Here is a 17,631-nt window from a genome sequence, read left to right as displayed (position 1 = left end):
TCGGGTTTTTGTACTGACTGTGTCAGCGGTTTCGGAGAAAGCGGCCCATCAGCGTGATGGCGCCTTTCATGATCCGCGCGTAGGCGTGGTTGGACATTCCCGGGGCGGGGGCTACCGGGAGCAGCCGCTGCACGGAGATGGTCTGCGGCTCGGTGTATTTGAGGATGCCCTCCCGGCCGTGGCGGCGGCCGGCACCGGAGTCCTTCATACCCCCGATGGGAGCATCATGGGACGCCCAGGTAGCGGCGTAGCCTTCGTTGACGTTGACAGTCCCGGTCAGCAGCTTTCGGGCCACCTCCTCCCCGTGGCCGGCGGACCAGACGCTGGCGTTGAGCCCGAAATCCGAATCGTTGGCCTGGGCGACTGCGGCGTCGTCGTCTGCAGCACGGTAGACGGAGACCACCGGCCCGAAGGTCTCTTCCCGGGCAAGGAGCATGTCGTCCGTGATCCCCGTCAGGACGGTGGGCTCGTAGAACAACGGGCCCAGGTCCGGCCGGCGCCGTCCGCCCGTGAGCAGCTGGGCGCCTTTGGCGAGCGCGTCCTGGACATGCCGGTCCACCCGCTCCACCTGGGCCGCACTGATGAGGGACCCCATGCCAATCTCCCAGTCCGGCCCGGCGCCCATGCGGATTCCCTCCACCTTGGCGGCGAACGCCGCCAGGAAGCTGTCATGGACGTCGGCGTGCACGTAGATCCGCTCGATGCTGACGCAGAGCTGCCCCGAGTTGGAGAAGCAGGCGTACACGGCGCCGGCTGCCGCCTTGGCTATGTTGGCATCCGCCAGTACCAGCATGGGGTTCTTGCCGCCCAGTTCAGCGGAGAAGCCAATCAGCCGCTCGGCGCATTGCCTGGCGACGGTTTTGCCGGTCTGGGAGGATCCGGTGAACATCAGGAAGTCCACGCGCCCGATCAGGGCAGGGCCTATTGAGGTTCCCGGCCCGGTGACGATCCGGAACAGGTCCTCCGGCAGGCCTGCTTCCCGGAGGAGTTCCAGCATCAGCAGCGCCGTGAAGGGCGTCTGTGAGTCAGGTTTCAGGACGATGCCGTTGCCCGCCAGCAGGGCCGGAATGGCGTCCGAAACGGCAAGGGTCAAGGGGTAGTTCCAGGGGCTGATGACTCCCACCACCCCCTTGGGCACGCGGTACTCGGTGGTGCGGGTCAGGACCGGGGCCGCGCCCTTCCGCCGGCGCGGGCGCAGATGCCGCCCGCCATTCCGTTCGTAGTAGCGGGCAGTGAGGATTACATCAGCGAACTCCTCGAAGGCACTAAGCCGGGACTTGCCGCTCTCTGCCTGCACCAGGTCAAGGATGTCCTGCTCTCTGTCCAGCAGCAGCGCCACGAAGCGCCCAACCACGGCCCGGCGTGCGGCCAGGGGCTGGCTTGCCCAGAGCTGCTGCGCCGTCCGTGCAGTGTCGACGGCCGCATGGACGTCTTCCTGCGTGCTGACGGGCACTTCGCCCAGCAGTGTGCCGTCAAAGGGGGCGTGTGAGGCCTGGACGGGGCGGCCCGGGGATGACGTGACCAGGGCCGCCAGGCCTGTGGCCAGTTCCCTGCCGCGGTCGGTTACGGCTCCTGCCGGGCGTTGTTTCGGCATCTCACGCTCCCGCCGGCGCCGGCCGGGCGGGCGTGTCTGCAGCAAGGTCCGGGTCCGGGCCGGATCCCGGGTTGAGGCGCGGCGCGAGCTGCTGGCGCAGCCACGCCTTCACCAGCCGCTCCCAGCGCTCGGGGTCCACGTTCCACTCCTTGGTGTGCCGTGCGTGGTTGAACGTCTCGAACGTGACCATGTCCGGGTTCCGTTCGGCCAGCAGCGCCGAGGGTCCGTACGGCACGTACTCGTCGTCGACGCTGTGGATGATCAGGGTGGGCGTCCTCAGCTCCACGGCGCGGGAGACCCAGTCCATGACTTTGAGGTCCACGGGCGCCGAGAGGCCCGTGAGCCGGCGTCCCAGCGGGTGGCCGAGCATCAGCTGTCCGTACTTGCCCACCAGGGACGGGATCCGGTTCAGCTGCGCGTGGTGCGCCAGCACCGTCACCCAGTCAATGACCGGCGCGTCCAGCACCATCGCACGGATCAGGTGCCGGTAGCGGGAGAGGTCTGCGGTCTGCAGGCAGATGGCCCCTCCCATGGACCAGCCGAACAGGACCACTTCCTCGGCACCGTTGGCCAGTGCGTACCCGATGGCGGCTTCAATGTCCTGCCACTCGGTGGACCCCAGGCCATACCGTCCGTCGTCCGCCGAGGGCGCCAGCCCGTCATTCCGGTAGGACACCAGCAGGCTGGTCAGTCCCAGCTCCAGGGCCGGCCCCACCGCCCGCAGCGCTTCCTGGCGGGTTGCCCCGCGGCCGTGCACCATGATGGCCCAGGTCCGCGCGGTGCCCTTGGCCCGGACCAGCCACGCGGGGGCTTCGCCGCGCTCAACGGGGATCAGGACGTCCTCGGCCGGAATTCCGACGGCGGCCGGGTCCGGGTAGGTGGCCCCGCTCCACCATCCCCAGCGGGCCGTGGAGAGATCCCCGCTGTAGACGGCTTCGACCTCGCGCAGCACGGTCCGTTCCGCCGGCGAGTAGGAAACGATGCGGCCGATCCGTGCATGCCCTTTCCCGCCGTCGAAAAAGAATCCGTACACCCCGTCCACCGTAGTGTCGTCATTGGCGGCCAGGATGACCTGCTGCTCCTGGCCATCGCGGATCACGGCCAGGACTTCCTTGTCCGCCGTCCGCTGCCGGGCCGGGGTGATGACCCGGCGCGCGAAGTACACGGCGAGCGCGGAGGAGCCGGCGCCCAGCAGGCTGGCCACCGACCCGCCGGCGATGGCTCCACCAATGGCCCACTTGGCTCCCGGCGACACGCCGCCGGTGTCCCTGGAAGGTGCAGTCATTGCAGGGCGCGCTCGCCGAAAAGGTGCCATGTGACTATTGTTACCGGCACTGCCGCAGATGCCCGCATTCGGGAACCGGACGGGCACGGCGCGGCCGGGCGGAACCGGAAGGGGACCCGGAAACGGCGGAACCGCCGGTCAGTGCATGTGGCATGCGGGCGGGACTAGGCTAAGGCCATGAGTGATCCCATCGTCATCCTGACTGAAGAACCCCTCGGCGCGGACGACCGCGTGAACATTGAACGGCTGGTGGACGGCGCGGACAGCCGCCTGGTGGTCCTGGTGCCGGCGAACACGGAGCGCCACCTGCTGGTGGACTTCCTCGAGAACCTGTCCATGCTGGACGTCGCCAAGGCTTTCCGCGAACTGGCGGCCCGCAACCCGGACGCCGCCACAGAGCGGGCCCATGCCGACGAGACCCTGGCGGCGTCGCTCGCAGCGCTGCAGGGACTGGGCTCCGACGTGACCGGCCAGGTAGTGGACGGCAAGGCAGTGGACGGCCTGGTGGCCAAGGTCCGCGAAACGGGCGCCTCGCAGGCAGTGGTGATCACCAGGCCGCACGCCGTGGCCGATACCTTCCACACCGACTGGGCCAACAAGGCTCAGGACCAACTCGGAGTGCCGGTGCTCCACCTCTATGCGGGTTCGGGATTTATCGGCGACTCCTAGGCGTTGGGAAAACTATGAGCATCTTTGGAAAAAGCATCTTCGGCAACAAGGCACCAGGCGTCGACGGCGGGACACACATGGGCGGCGCGCAGGAGACTGCAGCCCAAGGCGGGTCCGTCCAGAAAAGCGATGCCCAGTGGCGTGAGGAACTGACCCCGGAGGAATACCACGTCCTGCGGCAGGCCGGGACGGAACGGCCCTACACGGGTGAATACTGGGACACGCACACGGAAGGCATGTACCAGTGCCGCGCCTGCGGCGCCGAGTTGTTCACGAGCAACGAGAAGTTCGATTCCCACTGCGGCTGGCCGTCCTTCTGGGCTCCCCTGGCCGAGGGCAACGTCCGCTACATCCACGACCGGACGCTCGGAATGGAGAGGATCGAAGTGCGATGCGCCTCGTGCGACTCGCACCTGGGCCACGTGTTCGAGGGCGAGGGTTACGGAACCCCCACGGACCAGCGCTACTGCATCAACTCCGTCTCCCTCCGGCTCGTGACCAAGGATGACGCGGAAAACCACGGCGCGGACGGTGGGGCCAGGGCTGACGGGGCGCAGCCCTGAATTCGGATCCCACAGCCCAAGCACGGTCTCGACCCAGCCGGCAATAGCACTAGGCTAAGTCCTGCTTACGGTAAGGCCATCCGGGCATAAGTCCTGCTGGTTGCTTGTTACGCTCGCCAGAGAAGCAAGCAACCAGAAAGGCAGCCGACGATGACAGAGACCCTGACCACCGCCGTTACCGGAATTTCCGCGCAGAACCAGGACTGGCTGCGGCTCAAGGGCGCCGCCAGCGCCCTGCAGGCCATCCAGGTCCAGGATGGATCGATTCCCGAGCCGGCAGACCACCGTGCGGCCGCACAGTACGTGGAAACCATCGTGGACGCTGTTACGGCCTTGTCCCCTGCCTTCCCGCACGATGCCGCCTACCTGGAGGCCGCCTGCGCCGACTTCCGCGCCTGGGCCGCCGGCGGCTTCGCCGTCCCGGACTTCCTCGCCTCGCTGCTGGCGTTCCAGCCCCAGGAACAGCGCCGCGACGGCCTGCAGCACCTGGTGGTGTTCCCCATGTACACCCAGAACGGCAGCAGCAGCCGGCTGGTGGAGGCCGTGCTGGTGGAAGTGATCTGGCCGGAGTTCATCGCGGGCCTGGAAGCCGGCGGGTACTCCAACAAGCTGTTCGTCCCCATCCGCTTCGTCGACTTCACCCCCGGCTATGACACCAACTCGGCCGTGCTCTTCCCTGAGACCGTGGCCGTCAGCCGGACCCCCACCTTCACCTGGGGCGCCATCTTCGCCGACCGGGAGGCCGCCCGGTTCCGCCGGGTGCTGAAGGCCGCCGCAGAGATCACGTCCCTGGAACTTCCGGAGGGCGCCGCGGAACTTCTCGCTGACCAGGACCTCACCGAGGCCACCTTCGTCATGTGGGACCTGATCCACGACCGGACGCACATGCGCGGCGACCTGCCCTTCGACCCCTTCATGATCAAGCAGCGGATGCCCTACTTCCTGTACTCGCTCGAGGAACTGCGCTGCGACCTCACCGCCTTCCGCGAATCCGTCCGGATCGAAAAAGACGACGACGCCGACCCCGAAGCGCGCCGGAACGCCAAGCTCGTCCAGTACGCCATCATCTTCGACCGCATCTTCCGCTTCGCCATCACCGGCAGCCGGGTCCGCAACTACGACGGCCTCGGTGGCCAGCTCCTGTTCGCCTGGCTGCACCAGCAGCACGTGCTGCACTGGACGGACACACGGCTTACCATCGACTGGGATGAGGTGGCCGATGCCGTAATTGCCCTCGGAGCCAGCATCGATGATCTGTACTGGCGCTCCATCGACCGGCCCAAGACCGCCCACTGGCTGGCGGCCTACCAGCTGGTATCGGCCACGGTCACCCCCAACCCGGCCTCCGTGTGGGCCAAGGGCCCGGATGCGCTGCCGCTCGCCGGGACACCCCGCGGCCTGACGGACCAGGTCCTGGACGACGAATTCCCGCTGTCCATGTTCTACGAGGCATTGGAGAAGAAGATGCGCCCCGTCATTGAGTCGACCGCCGGGATCACCGGCCACTCCGCCCTGTGACCGTCCCCGGCGCTGCCCGCGTCCTGGTCACCGGCGGCAGCGGCGCGTCCGGCGTCGCCGTTGCGCGTGCCCTCGCTGCGGCGGGCCACCGCGTGGCCACCGTGGGCTCGGACCAGGCCAGGATCGCGGCCGCTGCGGAAAAGGCGGGCGACGGCGTCACCCCCTTCACGTGCGACCTCGCGGATTTCGACGGCGTCCGGAAGCTCCGGGAGCAGCTCGGCGAAAGCTTCGGGCCGGTTGACGCGGTGATCCACCTGGTGGGCGGCTGGCGCGGAGCCAAGGGCATCGCCGACCAGTCCGACGAGGACTGGGACTTCCTGGAGCGCGGGGCGGTCACCACGCTCCGCAACGTCTCACGGGTCTTTTTCGACGACATCGCCGCATCGCCCGCCGGCAGGTTCGCCATGGTGTCTTCCACCGCACTGGACAAACCCGCCGCGGCCGTGGCCAGCTACGTGGCGGCCAAGGCGGCCGCGGAGGCCTGGACCATGGCCATGGCGGACGGTTTCCGCCGCGCCGCCGGGGACGGCGGCGCCCGGGCGGCCGCCGTCGTCCTGGTGGTTAAAGCCTTGGTGGACGATGAACAGCGGCGCAGCCACCCGGAACGGAAGTTCCCGGGGGCGACGGACGTGGCAGACCTGGCCGCCGCCGCCGTGAACCTCTTCATCCCCCCGGCGGCCGAGCTGAACGGCGCCCGGCTGAGGCTCCCGCCGCTGACGACGGACACCCACCTAGACTTGAAAGCGTGAACAACCCCATGACCACCACAGCAGAAACAGGCCCGGCGCTCCGGCTGCACGATCCGAACGTGCGCGGCTTTGCCTCCGACAACTACTCCGGCGTCCACCCCGAGGTCCTGGCAGCGCTGGCAGCAGCCAACGAGGGGCACCAGGTGTCCTACGGGGAGGACGACTACACCGCGCGGCTGCAGGAACTGATGGTCGAACACTTCGGCCCGGGCATCGAATGCTTCCCCGTCTTCAACGGCACCGGCGCCAACGTCCTGTCCCTGCAGTCCCTACTCCCCCGCTGGGGCGCCGTAGTGTGTGCTTCCACCGCGCACATCAACATGGATGAAAACGGGGCACCCGAGCGCATCGGCGGCATGAAGCTGCTGCAGGTCCCCACCCCGGACGGCAAGCTGACCCCGGAGCTGATTGACCGGGAGGCCTGGGGCTGGGGCGACGAGCACCGCGCCCAGCCGCTGGCAGTGTCCATCACCCAGACGACGGAACTGGGTACGTGCTACACCCCGGAGGAAGTGCGGGCCATCGCCGACCACGTCCACGCCAAGGGCATGAAGCTGCACATGGACGGCGCCCGGCTCGCCAACGCGGCGGCCCACCTGGGCGTTCCCCTGCGGGCGTTCACCAGGGATGCCGGTGTGGACATCCTCTCCTTCGGCGGTACCAAGAACGGGCTGCTGTTTGGAGAGGTAGTGGTGGCGCTCAATCCTGAGGCCGCCCACGGCCTGGTGTACCTGCGCAAGATGAACATGCAGCTGGCGTCCAAGATGCGTTTCATGTCCGCACAGTTCATCGCCCTGCTCGAAGGCGGCCTCTGGCTGCGCTCCGCCTCGCACGCCAACGCCATGGCAACCCGGCTGCGTGCCGCCGTCGACACCATTGAAGGCGTCCGTCCCACCCGGAAGACCGAATCCAACGGCGTCTTCGCCATCCTTCCGCCCGGCGTTGCGGACAGGCTGCGGAGTTCCTTCAGGTTCTACGACTGGGATGAGGCAGCAGGGGAGGTCCGCTGGATGTGCTCCTTCGACACCACGGAGGAGGACGTTGATGCCTTCGCTGCCGCCATCCGCCATGAGCTGCGGGATTACCGGGATGGCCGGGCAGGGTGACCGGCCGCTGACGGCGAGCCTTCCTCCCCTGCCGCGCCCCGCCCCGTAATCTGCCAAGGTGAACGCACTTGACCAGGTTCCTCCGGATTTTCTCCACGCCTTGGGAACCCTCAGGAAAGCCCGGTGCCGCAAGGAGCTGCGGCTGGCCGAGATCCCTGCCCCCGCGCGGCTGGCTCCCTTCGCCGTCGCGCTCGGCGCTGAAGTCATGGCGCCCGGCGTCGGTGCCCCTTCGACGCCGGTCCACGGCCCGGCAGCCCTCGCTTTCGCCGCGGCCGCCGGTGCAGCCGAGGCGGGGACTGCGGACGAGGACGGGACCGAACTCGCCACCGGACGCTTCATCCTCCTGCATGACCCGGATGGCTCAGCGGTCTGGGACGGCGAGTTCCGCATCGTGACCTACATCCGGGCCGAACTGGAACCGGAAATGGGCAACGACCAGATGCTGGGCACCGTTGCATGGACGTGGCTGGTGGAGGCGCTGGAAAACCACAAGGCCCCGTACCGGGCCGCCGGTGGCACGGCCACCCGTGTCCTGTCAGAAAGCTTCGGCACCCTGGCCGGCCGGCCTGGGTCCATCGACATCGAACTCCGGGCCTCCTGGACCCCCGATTCCTCCGATGTTCAGGCACACCTGGAAGCCTGGTCCGACATGGTGTGCACGTTCGCCGGCCTGCCGCCGCTGCCCGAGGGCGTCACGGCCCTCCCGCCCCGGCGGCGGGGCCAGCAGAACGGTTTCGGGGCAGCCCGGTAAACTGGGGGCATCATGACCCCAAACATTCCGGAAAACACCACGGCCGGCGTCCCGGCTGCTGCTGCCGCACCCCACATCACGGTGGAGGGCTTTGACAGCCCCATCCCCGAAATCATCGATCTCGACGCACCCCGGGACGGCGTTCCCCTGGTCATCGAAACCCAGTCCGGGCTGGAACGCTGCGCCGCCGCGATTGCCGCCGGCACCGGCCCGGCCGGTGTTGACGCCGAACGGGCCTCCGGGTTCCGTTACGGCCAGCGCGCCTTCCTGGTCCAGATCCGGCGCGAGGGCGCAGGCACCTGGCTGATCGACCCCGAGCCGTTCGGGAACCTGGACATCATCAACGACGCCCTGCACGGCGTCGAATGGATCCTGCACGCGGCCAGCCAGGACCTGCCCTGCCTGTCCGAACTCGGGATGTGGCCGGACAAGCTTTTCGATACCGAACTCGCCGCACGCCTGGCCGGGCTGCCCCGGGTGGGCCTGGCGGCAGTCATCGAACAGCTCCTGGGATTCGGCCTTGCCAAGGAACACTCTGCGGCCGACTGGTCCACCCGCCCCCTGCCGGAACCGTGGCTCCGGTACGCCGCCCTGGACGTCGAGGTCCTCACCGAGCTGCGTGAGGAACTCATCGAGTTGCTCCAGGCCGACGGGAAGCTCGAATACGCCGAACAGGAATTTGCCGCCATCCTGGCCGCCGGCGTCGCCCCTCCCCGCGTGGACCCCTGGCGGAAAACCTCCGGCCTGCACCAGATCCGGGACCGCCGCCAGCTGGCCGCCGTCCGCGAGCTGTGGCTGGAGCGCGACTCCCTGGCGCAGAAACGCGACGTGGCACCGGGCAGGCTCATTCCGGACTCCGCCCTGGTGGCGGCGGCGAAGGCCATGCCCGCCACCGTCCCGCAACTCCTCAGCACCAAGGGATTCCACGGACGCGCTGCGCAGCGCGAGGCTCCGCGCTGGCTGCGCTGCATCGCCGCGGCACGGGACCTCGAGGAGCTCCCGCCCCTGCACCTGGCTACCAACGCCCCGCCGCCGCCGAGGGTCTGGGCAGACCGCGATCCGGAGGCGGCTGCCCGCCTGGGCACGGCCCGGCCCCTGCTCCAGGCAAAAGCCGAGGAGCTGAACCTGCCGCTGGAGAACCTGCTGACACCCGATTACCTGCGGCGGGTGGCATGGCGGCCTCCTGCAGATGTCAGCGATGACTCGATTGCTGCTGAACTGCGGGCCCTCGGTGCGCGGGAGTGGCAGGTGGAGCTCACCGCCCCGTTGATCTCCGGCGCCTTCCTGAACCCGCAGCCGCTGCCGCCCAAGGAAACCAAACCTGTCACGGCGGCCAGCGGCCAGTAACCTTCCCGACCAAGCCCTTGCGGGCTAAGTTACTCACGAGTAACATCGGTGTGACCGACGCTTGGCTGCTGCCGCCCTCCGGCATGCACCCGGCGCGCCACATCTCGATGAGGAGTTACACGTGAGCCAGCACGGAAGCGGCGCATCTACGCGCACTGTCCGGGACGTCGTCTTTGTGGACGGCATCCGCACGCCCTTCGGCAGGGCCGGTGAGAAAGGGATTTACGCCGGGACCCGGGCCGATGACCTGATCGTGAAATGCATCCGCGGCCTGCTGCGCCGCAACCCGTCACTGCCACCGGAGCGGATCGACGAGGTGGCCATCGCCGCCACCACCCAAACAGGCGACCAGGGCCTCACCCTCGGCAGGACGGCCGCACTCCTGGCCGGCCTTCCACGGACTGTTCCCGGCTTCGCCATCGACCGCATGTGCGCCGGCGCCATGACCGCTGTCACCACCACGGCCGGTGGCATCGGCTTCGGCGCCTACGACGTGGTGGTCGCCGGCGGTGTGGAACACATGGGACACCACCCCATGGGCTCCGGCGCCGATCCGAACCCCCGGTTCATGTCCGAACGGTTGGTGGACCCGGCCGCCCTGAACATGGGAAACACCGCCGAGAACCTGCATGACCGGTTCCCCGCCATCACCAAGGAACGCACCGACGCCTACGCGGTAGCGTCCCAGGACAAGCTGGCAGCCGCCTACCAGGGCGGCCGCATCCAGCCCGACCTGGTTCCCGTTGCCGCCCGCAAGCCCGGCGAGGGCTGGACAGTCCACAGCAAGGACGAACCGCCGCGCCCCGGCACCACCCTGGACGACCTCGCCGGCCTCCGCACGCCCTTCCGCGCCCACGGCCGGGTCACCGCAGGAAACGCCGCCGGCCTGAACGACGGCGCAACCGCTGCTGTCCTGGCGTCCTCGGAAGCCGCCGCCGAACTGGGCCTGCCCGTCAAGATGCGGCTGGTCAGCTACGCCTACGCGGGAGTGGAGCCGGAGGTCATGGGCATCGGGCCTGTGCCGGCCACCGAAAAAGCCCTCAAGAACGCCGGACTGACCATCGATGACATTGGCCTGTTCGAAATCAACGAGGCTTTCGCCGTCCAGGTCCTCAGCTTCCTGGACCACTACGGCATCTCCGACGACGACCCCCGGGTTAACCGCTACGGCGGGGCCATCGCCGTAGGCCACCCCCTGGCGTCTTCCGGCGTCCGGCTGATGATCCAGCTGGCCCGCCAGTTCGAGGAAGACCCATCGGTCCGCTACGGGATCACCACCATGTGCGTGGGCCTTGGCATGGGCGGCACCGTGATCTGGGAGAACCCGCACCACCCCGACTACAGTGGAACTCCCGCCGGGGACACCGCTGCTACCGCTTCCGAAGGAGCCATGGCATGAGCGCCGCAGATTTCCGCACGTTGGCGGACCTCTTCCCCAACGAAACCGTGACCCACTCCTACGTCCAGGACATCGCCCTGCCGGGAACTGCAGGGAAGCCCAGCCCGGGTACCTTTGCCCTGGTCACCCTCGACAACGACCTGGACCACACCAAGCCCACCACCCTTGGCCCCAACACCCTCGTGGAGCTCGGCACAGTACTGGAAGGCCTGCGGGAACGCGCAGCCCGCGGTGAAATCGTGGGCGTGGGCGTCACCGGTAAGCCGCACTACCTCGTGGCCGGCGCGGATCTCTCCGCTGTGAAGTCGCTCGAAAAGCGTGAACACGGACTGTGGATGGCGCAGCTGGGCCACGACGTCTACGCCACCCTGGCCAACCTGGGCGTCCCCAGCTTCGCCTTCATCAACGGAGTCGCACTGGGCGGCGGCCTGGAGATCGCCCTGCAGTCCACCTACCGCACGGTGTCCACGGGGGCGGGCGCCCTGGCGCTGCCGGAAGGCTTCCTGGGCCTGGTTCCCGGCTGGGGCGGCGTGTACATCCTTCCCCGCCTGGTGGGTCCGGAAAACGCAGTCAAGGTCATGATCGAGAACCCGCTGAGCAACAACCGGACGCTGACCGGCACGCAGGCATTCGGCATGGGAATCGCGGACGCCGCCTTCGAGCCCGCCGACTTCCTGGAGCAGTCGCTGGCCTGGGCTGCGGGAGTCATCTCCGGCGAGGTGGTCCCGGAACGGCCCAACGCCGTCGACCCCTCCTCCCCCGACGCCGCCGCCCGCTGGAGCGCCGCCGTGGCCGCGGGGCGGAAGTTCGTGGAAGGCAAGACCTCCAACGCCTCTCCGGCCCCCGCCAAGGTCCTCGACATCCTCGAGGCCAACCGCACCATGACCGCCGCGGAGTCCGCCGCCCTGGAGTGTGAAACCCTCGCCGAGCTCATGCAGACGGACGAGTTCCGTTCCACCGTCTACGCCTTCCTCGACCTGGTGCAGAAGCGCGGCAAGCGGCCCGCCGGCGCTCCGGACCGCAAACTGGCCCGGCCCGTTACCAAAGTGGGCGTGGTGGGCGCCGGACTGATGGCCGGCCAGCTGGCACTGCTCTTCGCACGGCAGCTGAAGGTGCCGGTGGTCCTGACCGACATCGACCAGGCCCGGGTGGAGAAAGGCGTGGCCTACGTCCATGGCGAGGTGGACAAACTGCTGGCCAAGAAGCGCGTCAGCCCGGACGCGGCCAACCGCACCAAGGCGCTGGTGACCGGTTCGGTGTCAAAGGAAGCCTTCGCGGACGCCGACTTCGTGATCGAGGCCGTCTTCGAGGAACTGCACATCAAGAAGCAGGTCTTCGCCGAAGTGGAAGCCATCGTCTCTCCGGAGTGCATCCTGGCCACCAACACGTCATCGCTTTCGGTGACGGAGATGGCCGCGGACCTCGAGCACCCGGAGCGCCTGGTGGGCTTCCATTTCTTCAATCCCGTGGCAGTCATGCCGCTGCTGGAGATTGTCCGTGCCCCGAGGACCGACGACGCCGTGCTCGCCACCGCCTTCGAGCTGGCCAAGGCCCTGAAGAAGACCGGGGTGCTGGTCAAGGATGCGGCCGCGTTCGTGGTCAACCGCATCCTGCTGCGGCTGATGGGCGAAGTGACGGCGGCCTTCGACGAGGGCACCCCGGCGGAGGTGGCGGACGCCGCGCTGCGGCCCATGGGGCTGCCCATGACGCCGTTCACGCTGCTGGCCATGGTGGGACTGCCCGTGGCGCAGCATGTCCAGGAGTCCCTGAACGCTGCCTTCGGCGACCGCTTCCCGGTCTCGGACAACCTCAAGAAGCTCATCGACAACAACATCAAGGCACTGTGGGAGACCGCCCCGGACGGTACCCGGGCCATCCCCCAGTCCACGCTTGACCTGATGTCCTTTGGCTCCAGCCCCTCCACGGCGGAGCAGGTGCTGCACCGTGTCCAGGATGCATTGGCAGAGGAAATCGGCCTGATGCTGGCTGAAGGGGTCGTCGCCGGACCCGAGGACATCGACCTGTGCATGATCCTGGGCGCCGGCTGGCCCATGTTCCTGGGCGGCATCACGCCGTACCTGGACCGGGTGGGTGCATCGGAGCGGGTCAACGGCAAGCGTTTCCTGCAGCCCGGCATCGCGTCGGGCAAGTCCCGGGACTAGGCGTACCGGCGGTCAGGCCGGAACCAGCCGGCCGCCGTCGAGCGCCAGGATGCGGTGCGCCGCCGCGCGTGCATAGCCCAGGTCATGGGTGACCAGCACGACGGCGGCGCCCGCCTCCGCAACCGACCGTACGGCAGCGTCAAGCAGCGCGAGTCCGTCCCCGTCCAGCGCCACTGTCGGTTCATCCAGCGCCACGACGGCCGGCCTGCGGGCCAGCACGGTGGCCAGGGCCAACAGTCGCTGGGCGGACGCCGGAAGCTCGGCCGGATGCTCCCGGGCCGCGTCCGCCAGGCCCACGGCCTGCAGTGCCGCGCCGGCGCGCTCCGCAGCCAGGGCCGGCCCCAACAGGCGGTCCAGGCCGAACCCGACCTCCCGCAGAACGGTCCGCTCGAACAGTTGGTCGCGGGGCTGCTGGAACAGCAGGCCCACCGACGCTGCTGTCTTTCCCACGGGAGCTCCGACCATGTCACTGCCGCGGACAAGCACAGTGCCCGAAGTGGGACGCAGCAGCCCGTTGAAGTGCCGAAGCAGGGTCGACTTGCCTGCCCCGTTGGGCCCGGTGACGGCCACGATTTCCCCCGGGTGGACTGCCAGCCGGACGTCCTGCAGCACCATGGCCCGGCGGCCGGGTTCACACCTTCGGCGGCTGCGCCGGGATGCCGGCGCGTCCGGGTAACCAAAGGACACGTCCCGCAGCTCCAGCGCTGCGGGCGTCGCCCGCTCCGTGCGGCTGGAGGTCGCGGAGGTGGATGGCAGCGCCGCTGGCGGGGCGTCCAGCCGCCGGACGGCGCGCGGCAGCCTCCCGGAGCCGGGCCCGAAGAAGGCAGGCGGCCCGGCGTTGGTGAGCGAGCCGTCTTCCAGGACCAGCCAGGTGCCGGCCTCCAGCAGCAGCGGATCGACCGCCTGGCTGAGGATCACGACGGCGGTCCCGCCCCTGATCAGGTCACGGACCAGGGCGGCCAGTTCGTTGGCCCCTGCCGCGTCCAGGGAGGCGAAGGGCTCGTCCATGACCAGCACAGGTGGCCCGGGGATGATCGCGCAGCCGATGGCCAGCCGCCGCAGCTGGCCGCCGGACAGCCGCGCCGGGTCCCGGTCCAGCAGGCTGCCAAGCCCCAGCAGGCCAGCAGTCCGCTCGACGGCGGCTTCCATCCCGGCACGGTCCATGCCGGTGTTTTCCAAACCAAACGCCAGTTCCTCCGCCACCGTGGCCCGGACCGTGGACAGCACCGCGGCAGGGTCCTGCGGCACGAACCCCACGTGCCGGCCCCACTGGGCCGGATCAATCCGCGGGTCCCCCGGGCCGCCGTCGAACTCCAGCCGCGTGCCGGCCAATTCAAGGAAGCCTGCCAGCGTGCCGTGCCCACCCGGTGGCAGCCAGCCGGACAGCAGCCGGCCCAGGGTTGACTTGCCGCTTCCGGATGCGCCGAGGATGGCCATGAACGAGCCCGGTGGACAGGACACGCTGACATCCCGCAGGGCTGGGGCGGGCGCCTCGTGGAAGGTGAAGTCCCTGATGCCGGCAGCCAGGATGGGCGCGGACCCACCGCCGGCGTTGCCGTCACTGACGGGAAGGCCGGGACCGCCCGTGGCCATGTGGTCAGCCACCCGTACCTGCCAGGACCACCCGGAGAACCACTGCGGCCAGGGCCAGCAGCACCAGCACGGACCGTGCCGCCCGCTGCAGCGTGGAATCCGGCACCTCCCGGTAACTGGTCCGCGGCCCGGCGTTACCCAGCCCACGGGCCTCCAGGGCAGCGGCCCGGGTACCTGCATCCTCAATCAGTGAAAGGACCAGCGGAATGGCCTGCAGACGGAACGCCGCCGCCCTGGAGACCAGGCCCCGGGAGATGACCAGGCCGCGGGATTCCTGGGCCTGCCGGATACTGCGGGCCCGCCCCGCGATGGCCGGAAGCAGGGTCAGCGTGGATGCCAGCACGAACGCGAACCGGCCCTGCACGCCCCGGGCGGACAACGCCGCCACCAAGTCCGCGACCCTGACACTGAAGGAAAACACCAGCAGGGCCATGACGACGGCGGCCAGTTGCAGGATTCGCTGCCCGGCAAAGCCCAGGCCCTCTGCCGTGATGCGGGCAGGCCCCCACGCCGCCAGCACTGTCCTTCCTTCCGGGAAGAACAGGCCGTGCAGGACCAGCAGGGACAGGCCGAGCGGGACCATGACCGCGGCCGCCGCAGGCAGCACGCGGCGGCCCGTCCCTGCTGCCAGCGACAGGACAAGGCAGGCGGCAACCACGGTGAGGGACAGCGGCCAGCTTGCCGCCGCCGTCGTCATGACCGCCGTGCTGCCTGCAACGGCGAGGGAGGTCAGCGGGTTGAGCCGCTCCCGCCGTGCCGTTGCCGGTGCTGCCGTGCTGCCTGCCGGGGATGCCGTCACGGTGCCCGGGTCAGCCGTTCCGCGACGAATCGTTGGCCGGCCCGGAACCGTTCCCTTGGGCCGGTGCCTGCGCCTGTGCTGAAGCTTCGACCCGGGTTCCCTCCGCCGTCGAGGCCGGGGTGGTGCCGGCGAGCACCCGGTGGCGCCGGATGAAGGGGAACTGCTGGCGCGCCCGGCGGGGCAACGCGTAGACCAGGACGGCCACGATGGTGAACACGATGGCCTTGTCCATGGGGTCGGACAGGAGTGCCTGCTTGGTGATGGCCGCCAGGAGGGTGTCCCCCATGGCCCGGAAGGCGCTGACGATAGCGCCGGTGGCCACGCCCGACGTTCCGCCGAAGACGAAGGCGGCCACGGGGGCGGACACGACGCCGGCGATGATCCCGGTGACGAAGCCCGCCACGGGTGCCAGGTAGAAGCGGCGGAAGAGGCCGTAGCGTGCCGCGAGCCCGGCCAGGCAGCCGATGAGCGCGGCGCCGGCGGCGAACGGCAGCACGGTGGGATTGAAGAAGGACCAGACAATGCTGCTGAGGGCGCCGGTGGCGGCACCGGCGGCCGGCCCTGCCAGGACGGCGATCAGCACGGTGCCGATGGCGTCGAGGTAGAAGGGAACAAGGGTGCTGCCGACGAATTGTCCCAGCACGATGTTCAGGACCAGCGCGACCGGGATCAGGACCAGGGTGGATGCCGGGAGGGTGGGCAGCACGGCAATGATCAGCAGGACTGCCCCTGCCAGGAACCCGGTGAGGGCGATCAGTGCCGATGCGCTGCCTGGACCGCCGGTGATGTCTGCCGGCTGGTTGAGGACCAGGTAGACGTAGGTGGCCACGATGGCCAGGGCGCCAAGGATCTCCAGCAGCCGGCGGCGTGCCGCGGGGCGTTCCTGGGACGGGAGCGTCAAAGAGGGCGATGACATGGGAAATGTTCCTTTGGGTGCAGGCAGTGGGCCCGGCAGTACCGGGCCGGAGTGTGGCTGCCTATGTCACCTCGGCAGAATCCGGCGGCAACTGCGCCGGGCCGGTCCGGAGCCCATTCTACCGGCGATTGCCCGCGGAGGGCTGCTCCTCATCCCACCCGGCGGGCAAGGCCTCCGACGGCGGAGACGAGCTCACGGAACGCCTGCTCCGGGTTGTTGCCGGACACCACGCGCGCGTTTGGGGGCGCTCCCCACAGTCCCCGGAAGTCTGCCACCGTTGTTCCCATCAGGAGCGGGGAGTCCGTTTCGACGTCCACGGTGGCTGGGCGCGCGGTATATTCGAGCGTGCCCGCCGCCACCCCGGCCGCAAAGAAGTCGTGGACGTGGGCCAGGTAGCCCTGGTCGTAGCGCCGGTGGAACTCGAAGTAGAAGCGCAGGGCATCCGACAGGTGCCTGACCAGTGTGTTGCCGGAGGTGCTGCGGCGCCCCTCCGGGTCCACCGGGAGGACCCGTTCCGGAGCGGAGGCACCTGCCGCCCGTGCCAGCGCGGCGACGTGGGCTGGATGCAGTTCCATCCGCTCGGTGGTGTCCAGGGAGCAAACGATGGGAAGTTTATCCAGCGGCTGGCCGCGGTAGGCGGCGTAGACCTCCTTGGCCGCGTGCGGGTCCACGTGGGTGTTCCATTCGGCGGTGGGGGTGGTGTTGCCCTGGTGGTAGAAGGCACCGCCCATGATCACCACTTTGGCCAGCAGGTTGGGGAGTTCCGGTTCCTGCCGCAGCGCCAGGGCGAAGTTGGTCAGCGGAGCGGTGATGAGGGCAGTCAGCTCCCCCGGGCGGGCCCTGGCTTCTTCGATCCACAAATCCACGGCGTTCCGGCGGCTCGGCTGGCCGGCCGGTTCAGGCAGAACGGCGTAGCCGATGCCCTGGGGTCCGTGGGTTTCCGGAGTGGTAACCAGCGGGACGGACAGCGGCTTTCGGGCCCCCACGGCCACCCGCACCCCTGGCCGGCCGCACAGCTCCAGTAAGGCGAGGGTATTGCGCGCTACCTGGTCGGCGTCGACGTTGCCCGGGGTGGCCGTGACCGCCACGAGCTCCGTGTCCGGCAGGGCGGCAAGGTAGGCAAGGGCAAGGGCATCGTCGATGCCGGTATCGACATCAAGGAGGTAGGCGGGCATCGTGG

General features: G+C 69.1%; 15 protein-coding genes. 9 read left to right on the top strand and 6 right to left on the bottom strand.

Annotation, left to right across the window (positions count from 1 at the left end; all coding sequences use genetic code 11):
• Window positions 1-22: 22 nt before the first annotated feature.
• Entirely contained in the window at window positions 23-1,594 is a 1,572-nt protein-coding gene (locus tag AC1DIP_RS18830; RefSeq protein ID WP_477734669.1) for a succinic semialdehyde dehydrogenase, read from the bottom strand.
• Between the two features lies 1 nt (window position 1,595).
• The gene (locus AC1DIP_RS18825; RefSeq protein WP_477734668.1) at window positions 1,596-2,879 is read right to left on the bottom strand and encodes an alpha/beta hydrolase family protein; all 1,284 of its coding nucleotides are present in this window, start codon (window positions 2,877-2,879) and stop codon (window positions 1,596-1,598) included.
• 177 nt (window positions 2,880-3,056) lie between these two features.
• Here AC1DIP_RS18825 and AC1DIP_RS18820 point away from each other — a divergent pair, with 177 nt between their 5' ends.
• From AC1DIP_RS18820 to AC1DIP_RS18780, 9 genes are all read left to right on the top strand, one after another.
• Window positions 3,057-3,548, top strand: coding sequence for a hypothetical protein (locus tag AC1DIP_RS18820; protein WP_477734667.1), 492 nt, complete (start codon window positions 3,057-3,059; stop codon window positions 3,546-3,548).
• A gap of 77 nt (window positions 3,549-3,625) precedes the next feature.
• Window positions 3,626-4,111 (top strand): peptide-methionine (R)-S-oxide reductase MsrB, encoded by a 486-nt coding sequence (msrB, locus tag AC1DIP_RS18815; protein ID WP_477734697.1) that lies wholly within the window; start codon window positions 3,626-3,628, stop codon window positions 4,109-4,111.
• A gap of 150 nt (window positions 4,112-4,261) precedes the next feature.
• Window positions 4,262-5,629: a DUF6421 family protein gene (locus tag AC1DIP_RS18810; protein ID WP_477734666.1), complete on the top strand. Its 1,368-nt coding sequence runs from the start codon at window positions 4,262-4,264 to the stop codon at window positions 5,627-5,629.
• Window positions 5,626-6,378: an SDR family NAD(P)-dependent oxidoreductase gene (locus tag AC1DIP_RS18805; RefSeq protein WP_477734665.1), complete on the top strand. Its 753-nt coding sequence runs from the start codon at window positions 5,626-5,628 to the stop codon at window positions 6,376-6,378. Before AC1DIP_RS18810 ends, AC1DIP_RS18805 begins: the two co-directional genes overlap by 4 nt.
• 8 nt (window positions 6,379-6,386) lie before the next feature.
• Entirely contained in the window at window positions 6,387-7,484 is a 1,098-nt protein-coding gene (locus AC1DIP_RS18800; protein ID WP_477734696.1) for a threonine aldolase family protein, read from the top strand.
• A gap of 58 nt (window positions 7,485-7,542) precedes the next feature.
• Entirely contained in the window at window positions 7,543-8,235 is a 693-nt protein-coding gene (locus AC1DIP_RS18795; protein WP_477734664.1) for a DUF3000 domain-containing protein, read from the top strand.
• Between the two features lie 12 nt (window positions 8,236-8,247).
• Window positions 8,248-9,582, top strand: a complete 1,335-nt coding sequence (locus tag AC1DIP_RS18790; RefSeq protein ID WP_477734663.1) for an HRDC domain-containing protein — start codon at window positions 8,248-8,250, stop codon at window positions 9,580-9,582.
• 121 nt (window positions 9,583-9,703) lie between these two features.
• Window positions 9,704-10,981, top strand: a complete 1,278-nt coding sequence (locus tag AC1DIP_RS18785) for a thiolase family protein (RefSeq protein WP_477734662.1) — start codon at window positions 9,704-9,706, stop codon at window positions 10,979-10,981.
• Complete coding sequence (locus AC1DIP_RS18780; RefSeq protein ID WP_477734661.1) at window positions 10,978-13,143, top strand: 3-hydroxyacyl-CoA dehydrogenase NAD-binding domain-containing protein; 2,166 nt, start codon at window positions 10,978-10,980, stop codon at window positions 13,141-13,143. The genes AC1DIP_RS18785 and AC1DIP_RS18780 overlap by 4 nt, the downstream gene beginning before the upstream one ends.
• A 12-nt stretch (window positions 13,144-13,155) precedes the next feature.
• Here the strand turns inward: AC1DIP_RS18780 and AC1DIP_RS18775 are convergent, their stop codons facing one another.
• From AC1DIP_RS18775 to AC1DIP_RS18760, 4 genes are all read right to left on the bottom strand, one after another.
• Window positions 13,156-14,748, bottom strand: a complete 1,593-nt coding sequence (locus tag AC1DIP_RS18775; protein WP_477734660.1) for an ABC transporter ATP-binding protein — start codon at window positions 14,746-14,748, stop codon at window positions 13,156-13,158.
• Window positions 14,741-15,535, bottom strand: a complete 795-nt coding sequence (locus AC1DIP_RS18770; RefSeq protein ID WP_476210645.1) for a CbiQ family ECF transporter T component — start codon at window positions 15,533-15,535, stop codon at window positions 14,741-14,743. The genes AC1DIP_RS18775 and AC1DIP_RS18770 overlap by 8 nt, the downstream gene beginning before the upstream one ends.
• 10 nt (window positions 15,536-15,545) lie before the next feature.
• Complete coding sequence (locus AC1DIP_RS18765) at window positions 15,546-16,451, bottom strand: ECF transporter S component (RefSeq protein WP_476210644.1); 906 nt, start codon at window positions 16,449-16,451, stop codon at window positions 15,546-15,548.
• A 149-nt stretch (window positions 16,452-16,600) separates the two neighbouring features.
• Window positions 16,601-17,626: a nucleoside hydrolase gene (locus AC1DIP_RS18760; RefSeq protein WP_476210642.1), complete on the bottom strand. Its 1,026-nt coding sequence runs from the start codon at window positions 17,624-17,626 to the stop codon at window positions 16,601-16,603.
• Between the last annotated feature and the right edge of the window lie 5 nt (window positions 17,627-17,631).

This window comes from Pseudarthrobacter sp. 05T312 (assembly GCF_056396685.1).
Note: the sequence above shows the minus strand (reverse complement) of the source record. Positions and strands in the feature narration are given on the sequence as shown.

Bases quoted from the DNA above. Each gene is read 5' to 3' on its own strand.
- msrB (WP_477734697.1), top strand. From the start codon at position 3,626: ATGGGCGGCGCGCAGGAGACTGCAGCCCAAGGCGGGTCCGTCCAGAAA.
- AC1DIP_RS18810 (WP_477734666.1), top strand. From the start codon at position 4,262: ATGACAGAGACCCTGACCACCGCCGTTACCGGAATTTCCGCGCAGAAC.
- AC1DIP_RS18820 (WP_477734667.1), top strand. From the start codon at position 3,057: ATGAGTGATCCCATCGTCATCCTGACTGAAGAACCCCTCGGCGCGGAC.
- AC1DIP_RS18825 (WP_477734668.1), bottom strand. From the start codon at position 2,879: ATGACTGCACCTTCCAGGGACACCGGCGGCGTGTCGCCGGGAGCCAAG.
- AC1DIP_RS18790 (WP_477734663.1), top strand. From the start codon at position 8,248: ATGACCCCAAACATTCCGGAAAACACCACGGCCGGCGTCCCGGCTGCT.
- AC1DIP_RS18765 (WP_476210644.1), bottom strand. From the start codon at position 16,451: ATGTCATCGCCCTCTTTGACGCTCCCGTCCCAGGAACGCCCCGCGGCA.
- AC1DIP_RS18800 (WP_477734696.1), top strand. From the start codon at position 6,387: ATGACCACCACAGCAGAAACAGGCCCGGCGCTCCGGCTGCACGATCCG.
- AC1DIP_RS18780 (WP_477734661.1), top strand. From the start codon at position 10,978: ATGAGCGCCGCAGATTTCCGCACGTTGGCGGACCTCTTCCCCAACGAA.
- AC1DIP_RS18760 (WP_476210642.1), bottom strand. From the start codon at position 17,626: ATGCCCGCCTACCTCCTTGATGTCGATACCGGCATCGACGATGCCCTT.
- AC1DIP_RS18830 (WP_477734669.1), bottom strand. From the start codon at position 1,594: ATGCCGAAACAACGCCCGGCAGGAGCCGTAACCGACCGCGGCAGGGAA.